The organism is Eisenbergiella porci (assembly GCF_009696275.1).
Classification (GTDB): domain Bacteria; phylum Bacillota; class Clostridia; order Lachnospirales; family Lachnospiraceae; genus Eisenbergiella; species Eisenbergiella porci.
Map to the genome: position 1 here is coordinate 20,256 of NZ_VUMI01000051.1, position 18,704 is coordinate 38,959.

At 44.0% G+C, this 18,704-nt stretch carries 17 protein-coding genes and 2 pseudogenes; 15 read left to right on the top strand and 4 right to left on the bottom strand.

Annotated features, from left to right (window positions below):
* Positions 1–20 precede the first annotated feature (20 nt).
* The 7 genes from hemA to FYJ45_RS22755 all read left to right on the top strand — a co-directional run bounded on the left by hemA (position 21) and on the right by FYJ45_RS22755 (position 7,629).
* Positions 21–1,181: a glutamyl-tRNA reductase gene (gene hemA / locus FYJ45_RS22725; RefSeq protein ID WP_154467354.1), complete on the top strand. Its 1,161-nt coding sequence runs from the start codon at positions 21–23 to the stop codon at positions 1,179–1,181.
* A 30-nt stretch (positions 1,182–1,211) separates the two neighbouring features.
* Complete coding sequence (locus FYJ45_RS22730; RefSeq protein WP_154467355.1) at positions 1,212–1,871, top strand: precorrin-2 dehydrogenase/sirohydrochlorin ferrochelatase family protein; 660 nt, start codon at positions 1,212–1,214, stop codon at positions 1,869–1,871.
* Positions 1,868–2,755, top strand: a complete 888-nt coding sequence (gene hemC / locus FYJ45_RS22735) for a hydroxymethylbilane synthase (protein WP_154467356.1) — start codon at positions 1,868–1,870, stop codon at positions 2,753–2,755. The genes FYJ45_RS22730 and hemC overlap by 4 nt, the downstream gene beginning before the upstream one ends.
* Positions 2,755–4,344 carry a uroporphyrinogen-III C-methyltransferase gene (cobA, locus tag FYJ45_RS22740; protein ID WP_154467357.1) on the top strand — a complete coding sequence of 530 codons (1,590 nt, stop codon included), beginning with the start codon at positions 2,755–2,757 and terminating at the stop codon, positions 4,342–4,344. The genes hemC and cobA overlap by 1 nt, the downstream gene beginning before the upstream one ends.
* Positions 4,345–4,437: 93 nt before the next feature.
* Positions 4,438–5,412: a porphobilinogen synthase gene (hemB, locus tag FYJ45_RS22745; RefSeq protein WP_154467358.1), complete on the top strand. Its 975-nt coding sequence runs from the start codon at positions 4,438–4,440 to the stop codon at positions 5,410–5,412.
* On the top strand, positions 5,409–6,692 hold the full coding sequence (gene hemL, locus FYJ45_RS22750) for a glutamate-1-semialdehyde 2,1-aminomutase (RefSeq protein ID WP_276892907.1): 1,284 nt from the start codon (positions 5,409–5,411) through the stop codon (positions 6,690–6,692). The genes hemB and hemL overlap by 4 nt, the downstream gene beginning before the upstream one ends.
* A gap of 145 nt (positions 6,693–6,837) precedes the next feature.
* Positions 6,838–7,629: a TIM barrel protein gene (locus FYJ45_RS22755; RefSeq protein WP_154467360.1), complete on the top strand. Its 792-nt coding sequence runs from the start codon at positions 6,838–6,840 to the stop codon at positions 7,627–7,629.
* Positions 7,630–7,670: 41 nt separating this feature from the next.
* Here the strand turns inward: FYJ45_RS22755 and FYJ45_RS22760 are convergent, their stop codons facing one another.
* Entirely contained in the window at positions 7,671–8,525 is an 855-nt protein-coding gene (locus FYJ45_RS22760; protein WP_154467361.1) for an AraC family transcriptional regulator, read from the bottom strand.
* A 328-nt stretch (positions 8,526–8,853) separates the two neighbouring features.
* Between FYJ45_RS22760 and FYJ45_RS22765 the strand changes: the two genes are divergently transcribed.
* The 6 genes from FYJ45_RS22765 to FYJ45_RS22790 all read left to right on the top strand — a co-directional run bounded on the left by FYJ45_RS22765 (position 8,854) and on the right by FYJ45_RS22790 (position 14,809).
* Complete coding sequence (locus FYJ45_RS22765) at positions 8,854–10,311, top strand: extracellular solute-binding protein (RefSeq protein WP_154467362.1); 1,458 nt, start codon at positions 8,854–8,856, stop codon at positions 10,309–10,311.
* Positions 10,312–10,378: 67 nt separating this feature from the next.
* Positions 10,379–11,230 carry a carbohydrate ABC transporter permease gene (locus FYJ45_RS22770; protein WP_154467363.1) on the top strand — a complete coding sequence of 284 codons (852 nt, stop codon included), beginning with the start codon at positions 10,379–10,381 and terminating at the stop codon, positions 11,228–11,230.
* Positions 11,231–11,239: 9 nt separating this feature from the next.
* Positions 11,240–12,160 carry a carbohydrate ABC transporter permease gene (locus FYJ45_RS22775; protein WP_235930966.1) on the top strand — a complete coding sequence of 307 codons (921 nt, stop codon included), beginning with the start codon at positions 11,240–11,242 and terminating at the stop codon, positions 12,158–12,160.
* Between the two features lie 35 nt (positions 12,161–12,195).
* Positions 12,196–13,290, top strand: coding sequence for a Gfo/Idh/MocA family protein (locus FYJ45_RS22780; RefSeq protein WP_154467364.1), 1,095 nt, complete (start codon positions 12,196–12,198; stop codon positions 13,288–13,290).
* A 3-nt stretch (positions 13,291–13,293) separates the two neighbouring features.
* Positions 13,294–14,127 (top strand): sugar phosphate isomerase/epimerase family protein, encoded by an 834-nt coding sequence (locus FYJ45_RS22785; protein ID WP_154467365.1) that lies wholly within the window; start codon positions 13,294–13,296, stop codon positions 14,125–14,127.
* 10 nt (positions 14,128–14,137) lie between these two features.
* On the top strand, positions 14,138–14,809 hold the full coding sequence (locus FYJ45_RS22790) for an SDR family NAD(P)-dependent oxidoreductase (protein ID WP_195841944.1): 672 nt from the start codon (positions 14,138–14,140) through the stop codon (positions 14,807–14,809).
* A 106-nt stretch (positions 14,810–14,915) separates the two neighbouring features.
* Here FYJ45_RS22790 and FYJ45_RS22795 read toward each other — a convergent pair.
* Positions 14,916–15,356 (bottom strand): annotated as a pseudogene (locus FYJ45_RS22795) (IS110 family transposase); the annotation flags it as partial.
* Positions 15,357–15,698: 342 nt separating this feature from the next.
* Here FYJ45_RS22795 and FYJ45_RS22800 point away from each other — a divergent pair.
* Positions 15,699–16,220, top strand: coding sequence for a VOC family protein (locus FYJ45_RS22800; RefSeq protein WP_154467367.1), 522 nt, complete (start codon positions 15,699–15,701; stop codon positions 16,218–16,220).
* Positions 16,221–16,323: 103 nt separating this feature from the next.
* Here the strand turns inward: FYJ45_RS22800 and FYJ45_RS22805 are convergent.
* Positions 16,324–17,407: pseudogene (locus FYJ45_RS22805) on the bottom strand (IS110 family RNA-guided transposase).
* Between the two features lie 316 nt (positions 17,408–17,723).
* Between FYJ45_RS22805 and FYJ45_RS22810 the strand changes: the two are divergent.
* A complete protein-coding gene (locus FYJ45_RS22810; protein ID WP_154467368.1) occupies positions 17,724–18,197 on the top strand; it encodes a VOC family protein in 474 nt (157 codons plus the stop codon).
* A 192-nt stretch (positions 18,198–18,389) separates the two neighbouring features.
* Here the strand turns inward: FYJ45_RS22810 and FYJ45_RS22815 are convergent, their stop codons facing one another.
* The gene (locus FYJ45_RS22815) at positions 18,390–18,551 is read right to left on the bottom strand and encodes an IS66 family transposase (protein WP_154467369.1); all 162 of its coding nucleotides are present in this window, start codon (positions 18,549–18,551) and stop codon (positions 18,390–18,392) included.
* Between the last annotated feature and the right edge of the window lie 153 nt (positions 18,552–18,704).

An 18,704-nucleotide genomic window follows, 5' to 3' on the forward strand; every position in this document is an offset into this window, starting at 1 on the left:
TCGGCGAAACGGAGAAGGAAATGGAATGTATCAGTATCAGCTTTAAATCTGCACCGGAGGAGATACGCCGGATTTTCGTATTTACCCTGGAGGAAAAGAAACAGCTTCTGGAGCAGGCTGAGCAGGCGGTACTGCTTGCAACCTGTAATCGGACGGAGATTTATGCCTCCGGAAAAGAATCGCTTTTTCCGGTATTGGAAAGGCTGCTGGCGGAGAAAAGCGGTATGGAGGAGACAGAGCTTCGCCGGATAGCAAAACGTTTTCAGGGGAAGAAGGCGTTGGAGCATCTGTACAGAGTTACCTGCGGTATGGACTCCATGGTGCTGGGGGAAGATGAAATTTTAGGTCAGGTCAGGCAGGCCTATCTTTTTTCCTGTGAGGAACACAGGACAGGATATGAGCTGAATACGGCTTTTCAGGGGGCTTTGGCTTGTGCAAAAAAAATAAAAACAGAAACGGACATCTCCAAAGCTTCTGTATCCATTGCAACTTTGGTTTCCAATGAAGTATTTCGGACGGAAAATGCAATAATGAGGGAAGAAGGCGCACAGAGCGGCCGGGAAGAAGGGCTTCGGGTTCTGTTAATAGGCGGCAGCGGGAAAATGGGAAGTATCATCCTCAAAAATCTGCTTGACAGAGGGAGTATCCATGTTTATGCCACGAAAAGGAATCACATTGTAACGGACAGGGAACGCAGCAATCTTACTGTGGTGGATTATGGGGATAGGTACCGTTTTCTGGAGCAGGCGGATGTGGTTATATCCTCTACGGAAAGCCCGCATTACACGATTACCGCAGGAAAGACCGCAGAATTACTGAAGGATGGCCGTGAACGGCTTTTTATAGATATTGCGGTGCCTGCGGACATTGACCGGGAAATAAGTGCGCTTCCGGGCTGCCGTTTGATTGCTATTGATGATTTCAGGGAACTAGCAGGCCGGAATAACCTGCGCAAGCAGCAGGCGATTGCGGATGCCGGAGAACTTATGAGTGAAGAACTGGAAACGCTATACAAGACACTGGCTTTCCATGAAGCGGCAGGGCAGCTGAATAAATGGAAGGAAAGCTTTGCAGGCTGCGGTCTGGACAAAATACTTTTTTTCCTGAGAGATAATCTTGATTCCGATTCCTTTCAGGCAGTGCTGGAGGCCTTTGGAAAAACGCAGGAAGGGCGGAATTGATGTCGGTACTGACGACAGAAGGAGGGAGCGATGGGATATTTTCCGTTTTTTATGGAGATTGAAGATAAAAAAGGCGTTGTACTTGGAGGGGGGCAGGTGGCGGCAAGGAAAGTGGAAAAGCTGCTTCCCTTTGGCCCGCGCCTGATCTGTATCGCTCCGGTGATCTGTGCGCGTATTGAGAGTCTGGCGCAGGGGTCGGATCAGCTTACGCTCATATACAGGGAAGCTTGCAGGGAGGATATGGAAGGGGCATGCTTTGTTATTGCGGCAACAGACCGGGAAGACGTAAATGCCTGGGCGGCGCAGTGGTGCAGGGAAAGGCAGATACCTGTAAATGTGGTGGATGACAGAGAAAAATGTACCTTCTTTTTTCCTGCGCTTGTTCAGGAGGGAGCGCTTACCGTAGGTATTTCTTCAGACGGGAAATGTCCAGCCGCCGCTTCCTTTGTAAGAAAAAAGGTGGAGAAGGAATTACCGGAGGGACTGGGGAATACCATAGAAATACTGGGAGGCCTGCGGGAACGGGTGCTTTCGGAGGTTGCGGATCAAAAGGAACGTGCTGCGTATCTGGAAAAACTGTTTGTTTTCTGCAGGGAAAAGGCATTTCAGGTGGAAAAAGAACAGGTCGAGGCATATATGAATCAACTTCTGGCGGAACGGCACGGATATTGGGCGGAGGAAAAGAAATGACAAAAATCAGAATCGGTACGAGGGGCAGTAAGCTTGCCCTGGCGCAGACCAGGCTTGTGGAAGAAGCCCTGCATGCCTGCTGGCCGGGTATGGAGACAGAAACAGTAGTTATAAAGACCAGGGGAGACAAAATCCTGGACAAACCGCTGGGTGAAATTGGGGATAAAGGACTATTTGTTTCTGAATTTGAAACTGCTCTTTTGGAAAAACGGATAGATCTGGCAGTACATAGCGCCAAGGATTTGCCGCAGCGTCTTGCACAGGGACTTGAAATCCTCGCTGTGCCAGAAAGGGCGGATGCCAGAGATGTTCTGGTTCAGGTTAAAGATAAGCTTCCGCAGTCGCCCGTCATAGGAACAGGAAGTCTCAGACGCCGGCTGTATGTGGAAAAACTTTGGCCTGGTGCACAGGTGAAGCTGATCCGTGGAAATGTGGAAACGAGACTGGCAAAACTGGCGGATGGGGAATACGACGGAATTATACTTGCCAAAGCCGGTCTTGACCGCCTGGGAATTATAGAGCGGGAAAAGGAACGTTTCCATTTTCAGCCGCTGGATCCGGAAGAATTTATTCCTGCGGCTTGTCAGGGAATTATTGCCGTAGAAGGCAGAGCGGACTGGGAGTACCGGGAAATGGTGGAAAAGCTCAGCCATAGGAAAACCTTCCTTTCCTTTGAGACAGAGCGAAAGGTACTGGAAGTACTGCAGGCGGATTGCAGCCAGCCTGCGGCGGCATACAGCGTAATTGAGCCGGCTGGGATAGAAAGGGAAAGGATTTTCCTCACTGTAATGTACGGAGGACAGGAAAGCCGGGGAGAATGGGGAGTGGAAGAGCGGTATGCACTCGCTGACGTGCTTTCGGCCCAGGCGCGGGGGAACATCTGATGGAAAATAAACCAACCGATAAAAAAATGACGGGCAATGAAGCGGTAAATAGCAAAAACGGAAGAGTGAGTCTGGTGGGCGCCGGCTGCGGCGGTCCGGAGCTGATTACATTAAAAGGGCTGCAGTGTCTGCGGCAGTGTGATACGGTTCTTTATGACAGTCTTGCTGCACAGGAGCTTCTGGAACTGGTACCTGCCGGCTGTGAAAAGATAAATGTGGGAAAGCGTTATAATGGGAAGGCTATGCCGCAGGAAGAAATCAATGCCCTTCTGTTGGAAAAAGCAGGGGAAGGAAAATATGTGGTGCGGCTCAAGGGCGGCGATCCTTATGTATTTGGGAGAGGCGGAGAGGAAATGCTGGTTCTCAGGGAAAAAGGGATACCATGTGAAGAGGTACCTGGTATTACCTCCGCGATTGCTGCGCCTGCGGCAGCAGGAATTCCTGTGACGCACAGGCAGTGCAGCAGGATGGTTACCATTCTTACCGCATCAGCCATAAACAGTGAAGGAAATAAAGAAGCGCTGACGCAGGTGGATTATAAAGCGCTGGCACAGCTTCAGGGAACGCTGGTGGTTTTGATGGGAATGCATCATCTGAAGGGACTGGCGGCAAAGCTGATGGAAGCAGGAAAAGATCCGCAAACTCCGGCTGCCGTAATTATGGAAGGGGCTACCAGGAGGCAGAGGAGCATTAGGGCCACTTTGGGTACAATAGCAAAGGCTGCTACAGAAGCCGGATTAAAACCTCCCGCAGTTATTGTGATAGGAGAAGTGGCGGCGCTGGAGCTTTTGCCGCAGACAGCCCCATTCTTATCAGGAGAATTGCAGGGACTGCGTATCGGTGTTACAGGTACGGAAGGCTTTTCCGGACGTCTGGCAGCTGCCTTGCGGGAAAAAGGAGCCTGGGTAACGGACTGCAGTTTCCTGAAGGCTGTACCGACGGAAGAGAGACTGCCGGATTTTGCGGAATATGACTGGCTTTGTTTTACAAGCCCTAACGGTGTGACGCATTTCTTTGATAAGCTGAGGAAGGAAAAACGGGATCTGCGAACTCTTATGGGAATGAGGATCGCCGTTATCGGGCCTGGTACGGGAAAGAAGCTGGAGGAGTATGGGTTTTATCCTGATGTCTGTCCTGATACTTTTGATGCTGAGCATCTGGGCATTACGCTTGCAGGGAAAACAGCTCCCTGCGAACGTATCCTTTTGTGCCGGGCAGAGAAGGGCAGTCCTGCCCTGACGGAACGGCTTTCTCAGGCGGGAAGGGATTTTACTGATTTCGCTTTATATTCCCTCCGGATTGATCCGGAAAAACGGGCAGCTGCGGTCAGAATGGCGGCGGAAACGGATTATCTGCTGTTTGGAAGCGCATCCGGCGTGGAGACATTTTTTGAAGGACTGCGTGAGGAGGAGGTTTTACTTCCTGAGCGCATAAAGCTTGCCTGTATTGGGGAGAGATGCGCGGCCAGACTTAAAGAAATGGAATTGCAGAATCGGACCGCAGGTGATACACTCGTTGCAGAAGAGTTTACGATAGAAGGACTGGTTCGCTGTGTATTGGAAGCTGAAGCGGGCGGCCGCTATTTATAAAGCTTTTGTTAATTGAGGGTCAGACACAGATGTCCGGTCTGGCAATATAAAGGAAAGATTGCCGCCGGCCAAGGCGGCGGAATGGAGCAGAGCATGCAAAGATTCAGAAGACTTCGTAAAAATGAGACAATTCGTTCCATGATGCGGGAAACAAGGCTGCATCCGGCGGATTTAATTTATCCGATATTTGTAATCGAGGGAGAAAATATTAAAAATCCTGTAAATTCAATGCCCGGTGTTTATCAGTACTCCGTTGACCGGCTGAATGAAATTATGGATAAAGTGAAGGAAAGCGGCATTTCAGGAGTCCTGTTGTTTGGAATACCGGCCTGTAAGGATGAAATGGGAACGCAGGCCTATGCAAAGGATGGTATTACCCAGCGGGCAGTTACTTATATCAAAAAAAATTATCCTGATATTTATTGCATCGTAGATGTATGTCTGTGTGAATATACCTCCCACGGCCATTGCGGCGTGGTCAGGGATGGACAGATTATCAACGATGAAACGCTCCCGTTATTATGCCGGATGTCTGTGAGCCTGGCGGAGGCCGGAGCGGATATGATAGCCCCCTCTGATATGATGGACGGCCGTGTTGAGGCAATCAGGGATGCTTTGGATTTGAATGGATTTGAAGGCATTCCGATTATGGCTTATAGCGCTAAGTTTGTCTCCGCTTATTATGGTCCGTTCCGGGATGCGGCTCATTCTGCGCCCGGCTTTGGGGACAGAAAGAGCTATCAGATGGATTTTGCCAATGGGCAGGAGGCTATCAGGGAAATCGCTTCTGACATCGAAGAAGGTGCCGATGTAGTGATGGTTAAACCAGGCCTGGCCTACCTGGATGTTTTGAAGGAAGCTGCGCTGACCTTTGAGATGCCGCTGGCTGTTTATAATGTAAGCGGGGAATATTCAATGGTAAAGGCAGCAGCGGCAAATGGCTGGATTGATGAAAGACGTATTGTTACCGAGAACCTTACGGCAATGAAACGGGCCGGAGCTAAGATTATTATCACCTATCATGCTTTGGATATGGCAGAATGGCTGGAAGAGGAAAGGCGGAAATAAAAGTGGCAAGATCAGAGGAATTGTTTGAACGTGCATCAAAGCTGATGCCTGGTGGAGTAAACAGCCCGGTACGGGCATTCCGCAGCGTTGGCAGGACGCCCTTTTTTGTGGAAAAGGCTAAGGGACCTTACTTGTTTGATGCAGATGGAAACCGCTATCTGGACTATGTGTGCTCCTGGGGACCGGGAATTTTGGGACATGCTTATCCTTCTGTTATTGAAGCGGTACAGAAGGCCTGTGAAAATGGGCTTACGTTCGGGGCACCTACGGAAAAAGAGGTACAGCTTGCCGAACTGGTTCAGCAGTGTGTCCCTTCCATGGAAATGATGAGGCTTGTTAATTCCGGAACGGAAGCAGTAATGAGTGCTGTCCGTGTAGCCAGGGGATTTACCGGACGTGAGAAAATAATAAAATTTATTGGCTGCTATCATGGACATTCAGATGGACTGCTTGTCAAAGCTGGATCAGGGCTGATGACTGGTTCCATACCGGACAGTGCCGGTGTACCGGCAGGATATGCGGCGGCTACGCTGTTGGCGGATTATAATGACAGGGAATCCGTGCGAAAACTGATGGAAGAGAACCGGGGAGAGGTTGCCTGTATAGTGGTGGAACCGGTGGCGGCCAATATGGGAGTGGTTCCTCCGGAAGAGGGATTTCTGGAATTTTTGCGGGATATTGCTGATGAGAATGGTTCCCTCCTTATTTTTGACGAGGTTATTACCGGATTCCGCTTGGGATTGGACGGCGCTCAGGGATATTATGGTGTGCGTCCGGATCTTTCCACCTTTGGTAAAATAGTAGGCGGGGGTATGCCCCTTGCTGCCTATGGCGGGCGCCGGGATGTTATGTCTTGCGTAGCACCCTGCGGCAGTGTATACCAGGCGGGTACATTATCAGGGAATCCCATAGCGGTAACTGCCGGAATTGAAACCCTGAAGATATTAATGGCGCATCCTGAAATTTACAATGAGATCGACAGAGCTGCGGCCCGGCTGGAAAAGGCATACCGAGACATTGGGCTTACGGTAAACCGCGTTTGTTCTCTGCTGTCTCCTTTTTTTACAGAGGAAAAAGTACGGGACTATAGGAGTGTGCTTACTACTGATACAGCGGCCTTTGCCGAATATTTCAACTGGATGCTGGAGCATGGAATATATGTAGCGCCGTCTCAGTTTGAGGCGATGTTTGTCTCTGCTGCACATACGGAAGGAATGATTGAGCAGACCTGTGAATGTGTCAGAGAATATGGCGGAAAGTTAAAGAGAAGATGTGAATAAATAAAATATAAGAAAGTGTTCAGATAAAAAGTGAAGTGCTATACTTGACAATAGGAGATTGAAAATGCAGCACATCAGGAGGAACTTCTGCGAACCAGAAGAACAGTGCTTTGTATTTATAATATAAAAAGAGAGGTAAAACTATATGGAGGGTAAAAAATTAAACTATTCTGTCTGCATTGATGCGGTATTTCGTGAAAGCAAAATATCTTTTACAGATGCAATGTATATGATTCATCAGTTGGGATACGCTGCGTATGAATTTTGGTCATGGAAGGATAAGGATATTCTCAAAATAAAGAAAGTGCAAGATGAAACAGGATTAAAACCGGCAGCATTCTGCACGGAATTTATTAATCCGGGTGATCCTGAAAATCAGGGAAAATTTATAGAGGGACTTAAAAGAAGTATTGATACGGCGGTTCTTCTTGACTGCAGACGTTTAATTGTACAGGCCGGGTGGGAATATGAAACTGCTGCCAAAGGCATTACGAGACAGCTGCATAGAGAGACATTCATAGAAACAATGGGAAAGGCCGGCAAGGAAGCCGCAGGTGAGAATATTGAACTTGTGATTGAACCGTTGAATTTGCTAGTAGATCATCCGGGCTATCATTTGTCCACATCAGCTGATGCTTTTGACCTGATCAATAAGATTGGGAAAAACAATGTGAAGATTCTGTATGACATATATCATCAGCAGATTACAGAAGGAAACTTATATGCCAATATTTTTGACCATATATCACATATTGGTCATTTTCATGCGGCTGCTGTTCCCGGAAGGGGACCGATAACTACAGGAGAGATTCATTATCCGTTTTTATTGAATGCACTGGCAGAGGCAGAATATCAAGGATATATTGGACTCGAATATATGACTGTACTCTCGCCGGAAAAAACACTAAAGGAAGTCGCAGAGAAAATTTTGATATGATCTTGAACAGAAAAAGCTCGCAGCTTGATAGCTGCGGGCTTTCAGTCTCCGTTGTAACGTTTTCGATATTCCGAAGGGGAATAATGCATGGCCTTGTGAAAGACACGGTTAAAGTTGGAAATACTTTGGAATCCGGAAAGGTAGGCAACCTCGGTAATTGGTATGGATTCTTCACACAGAAGCCTGGTAGCTCGCTGTATACGTTCATTTGAAAGATAATCATTAAAAGATGTATGCATATATTCCTTAAATAATCGTGAAAAATAGAAGTGACTAAATCCAAAGATATCGGAAATTTCCTTTTGCGTCAGATCCTTTTCGCAGTTCTGTGAGATATATGCACAAGCATTCTGTATTTTAATATAATTTGGATTGTTGTAATCGCAAGAAGCCTGGTTTGTACTTAAATCATTCAAAACATAAGTTCCTAATGCCATTAGCATGGAATAAATCTGAATGGTACTTGCTGTCTCAGCAAAGGGATTCTGAGATGAAGAAATCCTATAAGCTTCTTTCATATGATGGGTAAGTACATCGTTTAATTCCGGCATGGTTTCGCGATCAATTTTATGATAAGTACGAAAATGCCGATAGTTAAGTGCTAAATCATGACAGTTATAGATAAAGTTATCTCCAAACTGAAGCAGCAGAGAGCTGTCTGCCGTAACACATATGTTGCTATGCATTTCACCGGGCCAGATCAAAAGAAGGTCTCCGGTATTTAAGGTGTATTGCTCATTGCCGATAGAGTATCTTCCGCCATCATCGGTAGCAATGATAAATTCAGCAAATTCATGCCAGTGTTCGGGAAAAGAAACAGGAGCTCCCATGTAAGAAAATTTCACATTATAATCATGATCTGTAATAATGTTTTCCATTTTTTCTGATGCCTGCATATCAAAACCTCAATTACCAAAATATAGCAATATTTAAGAAGCTAAAATTACAATATATCAAGAGCGATTTTCCGTAAAAACACCAATACCAGTAGTTCTGCTTCTACATATATGCTACTATTTTGAATGAAAAAAGTCAATTAATTAGGCAAATAATATATAAAATAACATTATTTAGACAACAAAAACGTACAAGATGACAAAATATAATGAATATACAACAATAAATTGTAAGCGAAAAGTGCTATTCAGAGATAGAATGAATTTACAAAACAAGCTTGTTGATGAAACTATAAACGATGTTTTATGAATTAAGAGAGGATACACTATGGAAAAGAAAAAGGCATTAGCTGCAATGATGGCAACGATGCTGATAGCAACCAGCCTTACTGCATGCGGAAACAACAACGGTGCAGGTGAAAGCGCAGATTCTTCACAGGCATCTTCCCCACAGACAGAAGCTGTCAGTTTTAAAGGGGATAAGGCAACAACGACAAAGACGGTGAAAATGGGAGATAAGGATGTGGAAGTAGAGGTAATGGATATTGGGAAATCCGGAACTTTTACATTCTGGTCAGCATATACAGGAGACTCTGCTGTATGGGAACAGAAGAGAGTAAATGCGTTCAACGAGGCTTATGCAGACCTAGGAATAAAATGTGATCTGCAGTTTGTTCCGGATGGAGCAGGAATTAATAATGGTAAACTTCTTAGCGCTATTGCAGGAGGAACCGCACCTGATCTGCTCGTAAGCGATAATCCTACATCATGTTACCAGTATGCAGCCGAAGGTTCCTTTATGGGACTGGATGCGTGTCTGGATGAAATCGGTCTGGATGTGTCTTCTTTCTATGAAGGTTGTAAAGATGTTATGTATTACAATGATACCTGCTACCTGATTCCGCAGGATACCAACGTAATCATGCTGTATTATAATCCTGAAATTGCAAAAGAATGCGGACTTGATCCTGCGAATCCGCCGAAAACCATCGTAGAACTCGATGCCTGGTCAGATGCAATGACGGTAAAGGCTGCAGACGGATCTTACAGCAGACTTGGAATCGTTCCCTGGCTTGATTCCGGAAATGAAGCATTTATTGTGCCATATCTGTTCGGAGCAGATCCTTATGACAAGGAAACTGGAAAAATCAACCTGACCTCCGACGAAATGTTAAATTACATGGATTGGATTCAAGGCTATGCAAAAAAGTATGATCCGGAAAAGATTAATGCATTTACTTCCGGACTTGGTCAGATGTTCTCTCCGGATCATCCGTTTATGACTGGTAAAGTAGGCATGACCATTACGGGAAACTGGTTCTCAGAGGCATTAAAAGAGTATGCACCGGATGTGCCTTATGAGGTGTGTGCGGTTCCTGTCCCTGAAGGTGGACGAGCCAACAGCACCACCTTTGGCACCAATGTGTTTGCGATTCCCGCAGGCACAGATCCCGATAAAGCTCAATTTGCTGCATTATTTATCAAATTTGCAGAACAGGGAAGCATCAATGAAGACAACTTTTCTGTATGGCGCTCCATCCCTGTTATTGATGCAGCATTTGATGATGTCAGCCTGACAAAGAACGGCGATGAAATGTATGCACTTGAAAGACAGATTGCTAATTCTTCTGAAAATGGAATCCCTGCACTTTGTTCAGTATCAGCAGAACTGTCAAATCAGTTTATTGCACTCAGACAGAATCTGATCTACAATCCGAATGCAGATGCTAAGGCACAACTTCAGACGCTTCAGGATCAGATGCAGGCCACAATGGACGCAAAGTAGATAATACAGAATCTCAGATTGGACGAGGAAACAATTCCCCGTCCAGTCTGAAACGAGGAGGAACGGTATGAAGAAAAATATGCGCCTATACAAAATGGGAGTATTCTTCCACAAATTTGTACTATATTTCATTTTGTTGTTCTTTGCGTTGCTTTGGCTGATTCCATTTTTCTTTCTTGTCATGGGGGCGTTTAAGAGCACAAGTGAACTATTTCAGGTTCCCTTCAGATGGTTGCCGAAGCATTTTGATTTTGATAATTACATCAATATGTTTCAACAGATTCCTTTTTTACGATATCTGAAAAATACTTTAATTATTGTATTCTTCAGTGTTGTTGGGGCATTGGTGTCCAACTCTTTGGTAGCGTATGGATTTTCAAGATTGCGCTGGCCAGGGAGAGATAAAGTTTTTATGATAGTTCTTGCCACTATGATCCTTCCCTATCAGGTTACCATGATCCCTTTGTACTTGATGTTTACAAAAATGCATTGGGTGGGAACCTTCCTTCCTTTGATTGTTCCGCAATTCTTCGGAAATGCGTTTTATATATTTTTACTGCGCCAGTTTCTTGCAGGAGTTCCGAAAGAAATAACAGAGTCATCGAAAATTGACGGGGCGGATGAATTTCAGATCTTTTTAAGGTTAATCATGCCGATCTCTAAACCGGCATTGGCATCTGTGGCTATTATGGCATTCATAAGAGCATGGAATGATTTCCTAGGACCGTTAGTATTCCTGGGAAGTGACAGACTATATACTTTATCACTGGCAGCATCTATGTTAAAGTCCAATTATGATCCTAACTGGGATCTGTTATTACCTTTAGGCGTTGTGATGGTGCTTCCGGTACTGATTCTGTTTTTCGTGCTTCAGAAATACTTTATTCAGGGTATTACCATGAGCGGGATAAAAGGATAGGAGGTCACTATGAAAAAAACAGTCAACAAAGGACTTAGTGAATATAAAAATTCAAGAATGAGAAAGGCTGAAGCAAAAAATGGAATTTTGTTTGTGCTCCCCTGGATTATTGGTTTTTTAGGCTTCACCTTGTATCCTATCTTGAGCTCTTTGTATTATTCGTTTTGCGATTATAGTGTTATTAAAGAACCGGTATTTACGGGCTTGAAGAATTACATCAATCTTTTTAACGATCAAACATTTCTTAAAGCCTGTAAGAACACGGCATATATGATACTTTTAGGAGTTCCGCTTACCACCTTTTTTGCCATAGCGGTATCGGTAATTCTTAATAGTAAGAAATTGCGGCATACTGGTTGGATGCGAGTGGTATTCTTTATCCCTACCCTGGTGCCTACGGTGGTAGCCTGCCTGCTTTGGATCTGGGTTATGCAGCCCGAAACGGGTGTTGTAAATACGCTACTGGGATACGTTGGCATCAAAGGTCCCGGATGGCTTGCAAGCCCTGCCTGGGCAAAACCGGCATTTATTATGATGATGATCTGGACCTGTGGAAATGCCATCATAATATATCTTGCAGGACTGCAGGATATTTCAGAATCACTGTATGAGGCCGCAGAGATTGACGGAGCAAGTTTCTTAAGGGAAACGATCTCAATTACGTTGCCTTTGTTAAAACCTACTATTCTGTATAATATGGTAACGCTTGTGATCGGTGTCTTTCAATGGTTTGCAGAGCCTTATATCATGACACAGGGTGGGCCCAATAATGCAACAATGTTTTATTCGCTCTATCTGTATCAGAATGCATTTACCTACTTTAAAATGGGATATGCATCGGCACAGGCATGGATTATGTTGATTGTAGCTTTTGCAATTATTCTTATACTATTCAAATTTTTGAAATTCGGAGAATCGAACAATTCATAAAGCAGACTGCGAAAGGTAACTGGGGAGAGAGACATATGAAGATTGGAATTATGGGCTGCGGGGTAATCAGTAACCAGTATATCAGAGATATTCAGAGATTATACAGAAAACTTGAAATATGTATGGTTGCCGATATCCGGACAAATGCGGCAGAAAACATTGCAAAACAGTATAATATCTTACAATGGGGTACACCGGAAGAACTGTTGAGTAATAAAGAGATTGAACTGGTTATAAACCTGACCCCTCCGAAAATGCATACAGAGATTAACCGAAAAATACTTTTATCAGGAAAACACGTATATTGTGAGAAACCTTTTGCACTTGCTTTAAAAGATGCACAGGAGATCCAAAACCTTGCAAAGATAAAAGGATTGGCAGTCGGATGTGCACCGGATACCTTTTTAGGAAGTTCCATGAGCACCTGTAAAAAACTTATCGAAGACGGATGGATCGGAAAACCTTTGTATGTAAATGCCAATATGATGAATGCCGGAGTTGAAACATGGCATCCGAGACCAGAGTCATTTTATGAAGAAGGTGGAGGACCGTTATACGATATGGGACCCTATTATTTTTCGGTATTGGTGAATCTTTTTGGCTCCGTTAAAAAAGTGTATGCAGCGGCCAAGAAGGGGTTTGTCGAAAGAACTCTTTATACGAGTGATCGCTTCGGAAGTAAGATTCCGGTAAAAACTCCGACACATTTCGCAACCATTATTGAGCTGAAAAATGGAATACTTGCAAATATGAATTTCAGCTTTGATATTTCCAAAAGCACAATGCCGCTCATGGAAATATATGGAACAGACGGAACCTTGGAAGCTCCTGATCCCAATATGGCAGGAGGAACCCCCAAAATATATCGCAGGGAGCAGATGCTTGCAGAATGTTTCGGCGGACAGGATCAGAGAGAAGGAAGCTTTAGTGCACTCCCTGAATTGTATCAGGATGTGGGAAGCTTTGTCAGGGGAGCAGGAGTTGCGGATCTTGTAAATAAGTTACAGCACAATGAAAAAGAAGATGCACAGCTTGCGGTTCATGTGGTAGATATCATTACAAGTATAATGAGATCAGCAGAAACAGGAATGCCGCAGGAACTGCAGACTGTATGCGAAGAAGGGCGATAAGATATGAGGCTTGGCATTTCCACGGCATTGGAACATAGGACTCCGGAAGAATGGGCAGAGAAGATGGTTTCATTAGGTTGCAGGGCTGTCATATTTCCCGTTGATTACATAGCACCGGAAAATCTGATAGCTGATTACCTGAGAGAAGCAGAAAGAAACAATTTACTTATAGCTGAAGTGGGAATATGGAGAAATGTGTTTGCTGCTGATCCGGGAGAAAGGCAGGAAGCAAGAAAACGTGCTGTGGGTCAGTTAAGACTTGCAGATGAGATTGGCGCGATATGTTGTGTGAATGTAGCCGGAACTTTTGGTGGTCCCATTTGGGATGGTGGGTATCGGGATAACTTTACTAAAGAAGCATGGAATAACCTTGTCAGTTATACAAGAGAACTGATTGATGAAGTACAGCCCAAGCGTGTAAAATACAGTATTGAACCCATGCCGTGGATGTATCCGACTGGACCGGATGAGTATTTAGAACTGGTGAAAGACATAGACAGAGAGAACTTTGGGATTCATTTTGATTTTGTAAATATGATTAATTCACCACAGCGCTATTTCTATATGAATGAATTTATGCAAGAATGTTTTGATAAACTTGGAGACAGCATATTAAGTTGTCATCTAAAGGATATAAGACTGAGAAAGGAACTTACTTTTCAACTGGAAGAAACCTGCTGTGGAAAGGGAGTATTGGATATTGAGAAATATATCAGCTTCATGAACAGTTACAACAGGGATATGCCGGTAATTATTGAACATCTGGATACGGATGAAGATTATCTGCGAAGTCTGTTGTATGTGAAGGAACGGTTGGATAATGCAAATTTGATGTAGGAGGATGCAGATGAAAATAGTGATAGTTGGGGCTGGTAGAGGTCTTGGAAGTGTATTATCGAAAATGCTGGCAGAAAGAGGACATACAGTTATAGCAGGACTTCGGGTACCGGATAGAACATCAGATAGGGACAATCTTATTTATCTGCCAATGGATGTCACAAAAGAAAGCGAGATTCATGATGCTGCAGAATGGGTAAAGGAACGGTTTGGTGAGATTGATGCGGTGGTAGATGTTGCAGGCGTACTATTATCTTCAGATCGTACAGAAACACTCCTTACGGAGAGCTTAGAGGATATTCGGGAACAGATAGAAGTCAATGCGCTTGGTATTATCACGGTGTTCAGGGAATTTCTTCCTGTAATAAAAACAGACGGAATGTTTATCGGGGTAACTTCCGAAGGGGGTAGTTTTGCAAATGAAGGAAGCCTGTTCCCGGCTTATGGAATATCAAAAACGACAGCAAATAAAATTGTTCAGACGATGCGTGTTACTGTAGGAGACAGGATCGGTGTATATGCGATACACCCAGGACGAATGAATACAGATATGGGAAGGACAACCGCACAAATTGAACCTGAGGAAGCCGCAATGGGATTTTGTGATATCATTGAAGGTAACATAAAGATTAAAAAAGATCAATGGTTTGTTGATTATCATGGGAAACCAATGCCACTGTAGGCATTATGATAGGAGGAGAAGTGTGAAACAAATAGTTAGTGAATAGCGAAATATAAAAGGGCATAACTACAAAACCATCTTGCGGTGGTCTCAAAAAGAAAATATAGACAGGTGTTTTGCATCGACCATCTGCAAAAGGTGCTACATCAAATATTTCCCCAGGATGAGCAAGCATATATTCTGTGATAGAACGAGAAGATTTTCCAAGCACATCGCTGAATACGTCGTCCAATTTAAGGTTTGATACAGTAAGACAATTTAGATCACGATTCTTTTCATCAGTAATCATACAGGTGAGTTTGAAACGGTATCTTACCAAATCTCTTAAATGACGAATGTCAGCAGGTGGGATAAAGGAAGGTTTAATCATTTCACACATGGATAAGTCGCAAATCCATTTAGCGTCCTTTCGGTCGGTCTTGTTTCCTTTTTGCGGTTTTGTATATTTGGGATGAGCAAGAATAACAGAAATATTCGCTTTTTCCAAAACATTAAATACGGGGAACGATACAGGCGTAGATCTATGTTTTGTGGACGTCAAGCCCACGGCAGTTGAGAAAAATTTTGAAAGACAATAAAATAACCTCCTGATTTATATAGGAATAAAACTGACAGAGACTGGCCATCCGGCAAAATCGAGTCGACTTTGGAAGAGATAAGTTTACGGGCTACGGTATGCGCCATTCATTGATGCCTTAACGGATGACCGACAACATATAACTATGCGAGGTCGCCGCTATACAGCCTCGCCACTCACCTTCACGTGTTCTGTAGTGTGTCAGTCTTATTAAGAAGATAATATCAGGAGGAAGAATAAATAGAAAGCGAAAGCCCGAGGAAATGTTTCATAACCCCATCGGTGCCTTTCGCAGAAAGGCGGATTATAACTATGTCACTTGGAACAAAAAAACTTGTACACATTGCTTTCGTGGTGAAAGACCTTGATAAGGTGGTTGATGCCTGGACAGAATTACTTGGAATCGAAAGACCCAGAATATGGAACATTCCAGGCCCTGATGTCGCTCCGGTCATGACTAACGGACACCCGGAGATTTATACGAATTGTCGGATCAGTGTGATACAACTGGATAATGTCACACTTGAACTGACACAGCCGGGGGAAGAACCGAGTCCATGGAAAACATTTTTGGAAAAACATGGAGAGGGAATGATGCATATGGCGTTTCTTACTCCGGATGAAGAAGAGGCATTCCGCACAATCCGAGAGGCATGCGGAGTTGATGGTTATTATCATATAGGTTATTATCCCGAACAAAGCTACTCGTTTGTAGACACTTTTGACAGCCTGAAGACTGAACTGAATATTAAGGTGGATAGAGACAATAGTGATGCAATGGAGCTGATTCGGGATCAGATAGCAATAAATCAAATTAGAGAAAGGGAAGGATGAAGATTGAAAATGAGAAATAGAGGGTATCCATTACCCTGAGTACATGACAAATAAGCCATCTTGCGGTGGCTGCTTTAAAAATTGAATATTGAGTATGTTAAGGTTATGCAGTTGCTGACTTAATCCTATAACCTTGATTTCTTGCTATGATGAGAGCCTGTTCTACCGTGATTTCATGATCAATGGGCGGTAAATCTGATTTTCGGTAAAGTTCCGTATTATAGTTTTCTCCATTCTTCAACATGTGGTATAATGCAGTCAGAAGCATTCTTGCTACATCAATGATTGCTTTCTTGTGACCGCGATGCTTTTTGAGACGGAGATAGCGGTTACGAATTTCAGGGTGTTTTTTGCTTTTGACAACAGCGTTGGCGCATTGTACCAAAAGCGGTTTAATATAGCATCCGGCTTTGGAAACCCGGACAGATTTTTTCTTCCCTGCACTTTCATTGTTGGTCGGCGTTAAGCCAGCCCATGAGCATAAGTGTTTGGCCGAAGGAAAAGCCTCCATATTGGAACCAATTTCGGAAATGATTCCGATAGCAGTGAAATCACTGCTGATACTAGGAGCGGTTTGAAGAGTGGCAAGTTCCTGCTGATAGGGAGCGGCGAGCGCAAGAATGAGTTCTTCAAGCTCTGCTTTCCGGGATTCAAGGCTTTCATAATGAGCTTTGATTACCTTAAGTTTCCCCGCCTGTTCCGGAGTGATATAGCCGTCAATGGCATCACGGAGTTCAGGAAGCTTCTTTTTGAACCTCTTGTAAACAAGAGGTTCAAGGTCGTCCGAGACAACGTTTCCCAACTGGATATTGGAAAACGTGAGACAGTTCTGCAAACGATACTTTTCGCTTGATTGAAAGCAGGTCAGTTTGAAACGGTAGCGCATAAGGTCACGAAGCTGGCGGATGTCAACGGGCGGCATAAAGCTTCCGGCAACAAGATCATGCTTAAACAGGTCAGCAATCCATTTGGCATCTTTCTTGCCAGTTTTCTTTCCACGGATAGCCTTAACATATTTGGGATGAGCAATGAATCGAACAATCATTTTCCAAAATGTTGTAAACGGGGCTCAGTATTTACCAGTGGGTGGTAATGCCTTTACTGTTGGTAGAAGCAATGCAGGCGACTACAAAAGTCTTGTGGACATCAATGCCACAGCAGATTTTGTACACGATTTTTAAAGCCATAGGGACTCCTTTCAGAACCGTAAGGTTCGCTAAAGATGATAGGAAAAGACGGCATTGACTAAGCGTCTAAGCCATAAACGAGATTGTTTATACAAAGATAAGATTACGTGCTCAAAGTCACACTTATTTGTGCTTGAAAAGACGGACTACATATATAAACACACGGTCATCCGGCAAGCCGGACAGCCCACTCACCTCCCCGTGATTTGTAGTATACCGAGTTCCCTACAAAAAAATTATAACGAAAAAATAAGCCCAGGCAAACCATTTTCATAACGTTTTGTGCCTGAGCGAAGCGAAAGGAATGGATATAAACATGGACATTAAGAAAATTGTCAGTCAATCTAAATTTGCACAGGTAGGCTTTGTTGTAAATGATATCGAGAAAACAAAAAAGCAATTTGCTTTGTTGTTTGGATGCGAAGTGCCGCCTACCTGTGATTGTGGTACATTTGATGTAACACAGACAAAAATTTATGGGAAACTAGCACCAGATGCGGCATGTGTCATGGCGTTTTTTGACATGACACCGGGAGTGCAGTTGGAACTGATTCAGCCGAATGAAGAATCCTCTGTATGGAGAGATTATCTGAATAAATATGGAGAAGGAATCCACCACATTGCATTTCAGGTAGAGGATGCGGATGAGGTTGCAAGACGTCTGCAGGATGAGATGGGTGCTGAGTTTGAACAAGAAGGCAATTATGGTGACGGAAGCGGAAAGTATATCTATTTACTCTGCAAGGATACATTAAAATGCAGATTGGAATTATTACAGAGTTTTAAGTAGTGTCTGCTGAACAGCTCTTAATTGTAAGCGCTTAATTTGAGGGTGTAAGCGTAAAAAATCCGGGGCGTTTAGCCCCGGAGCAATTCCGCACATTGATATTTGAATATGGTCACCTGCATATTTTCTGAACGCCGTCCGACCATGGCGCGATTTTTCAAGTTCCTCATCGGAGGATTTATAGGTTGGCCTCTGCTACATAATGTACTTCATATATTTATACGGATCCAGTTTGTGGAGCTTCGCCATTTCTACAACCGTATAGATGCCCATGCTTGCATCAGCGCCATCCATCGTGTCGGGAAAAAGCCAGTTCTTCCTGCCTGCCACGACCGGGCGGATCGAGTTCTCGCTCATTTATCTTCATATGAAGATAAGCTTCATTATACGCAGGATATTTTTATCCTCATCTTTTCGGAAAATGCGCTTAGATACAGTAGTCTTGTCGTCAAAGATGAGGATAACATAATTATCTGATTCCAAAAATCCTTGCTAGTTCAACTTCGTCAT

Coding starts and splice junctions, on each gene's coding strand:
- hemA (WP_154467354.1), top strand. CDS start 21: ATGGAATGTATCAGTATCAGCTTTAAATCTGCACCGGAGGAGATACGC.
- FYJ45_RS22730 (WP_154467355.1), top strand. CDS start 1,212: ATGGGATATTTTCCGTTTTTTATGGAGATTGAAGATAAAAAAGGCGTT.
- hemC (WP_154467356.1), top strand. CDS start 1,868: ATGACAAAAATCAGAATCGGTACGAGGGGCAGTAAGCTTGCCCTGGCG.
- cobA (WP_154467357.1), top strand. CDS start 2,755: ATGGAAAATAAACCAACCGATAAAAAAATGACGGGCAATGAAGCGGTA.
- hemB (WP_154467358.1), top strand. CDS start 4,438: ATGCAAAGATTCAGAAGACTTCGTAAAAATGAGACAATTCGTTCCATG.
- FYJ45_RS22755 (WP_154467360.1), top strand. CDS start 6,838: ATGGAGGGTAAAAAATTAAACTATTCTGTCTGCATTGATGCGGTATTT.
- FYJ45_RS22760 (WP_154467361.1), bottom strand. CDS start 8,525: ATGCAGGCATCAGAAAAAATGGAAAACATTATTACAGATCATGATTAT.
- FYJ45_RS22765 (WP_154467362.1), top strand. CDS start 8,854: ATGGAAAAGAAAAAGGCATTAGCTGCAATGATGGCAACGATGCTGATA.
- FYJ45_RS22770 (WP_154467363.1), top strand. CDS start 10,379: ATGAAGAAAAATATGCGCCTATACAAAATGGGAGTATTCTTCCACAAA.
- FYJ45_RS22775 (WP_235930966.1), top strand. CDS start 11,240: ATGAAAAAAACAGTCAACAAAGGACTTAGTGAATATAAAAATTCAAGA.
- FYJ45_RS22780 (WP_154467364.1), top strand. CDS start 12,196: ATGAAGATTGGAATTATGGGCTGCGGGGTAATCAGTAACCAGTATATC.
- FYJ45_RS22785 (WP_154467365.1), top strand. CDS start 13,294: ATGAGGCTTGGCATTTCCACGGCATTGGAACATAGGACTCCGGAAGAA.
- FYJ45_RS22790 (WP_195841944.1), top strand. CDS start 14,138: ATGAAAATAGTGATAGTTGGGGCTGGTAGAGGTCTTGGAAGTGTATTA.
- FYJ45_RS22800 (WP_154467367.1), top strand. CDS start 15,699: ATGTCACTTGGAACAAAAAAACTTGTACACATTGCTTTCGTGGTGAAA.
- FYJ45_RS22810 (WP_154467368.1), top strand. CDS start 17,724: ATGGACATTAAGAAAATTGTCAGTCAATCTAAATTTGCACAGGTAGGC.
- FYJ45_RS22815 (WP_154467369.1), bottom strand. CDS start 18,551: ATGAGCGAGAACTCGATCCGCCCGGTCGTGGCAGGCAGGAAGAACTGG.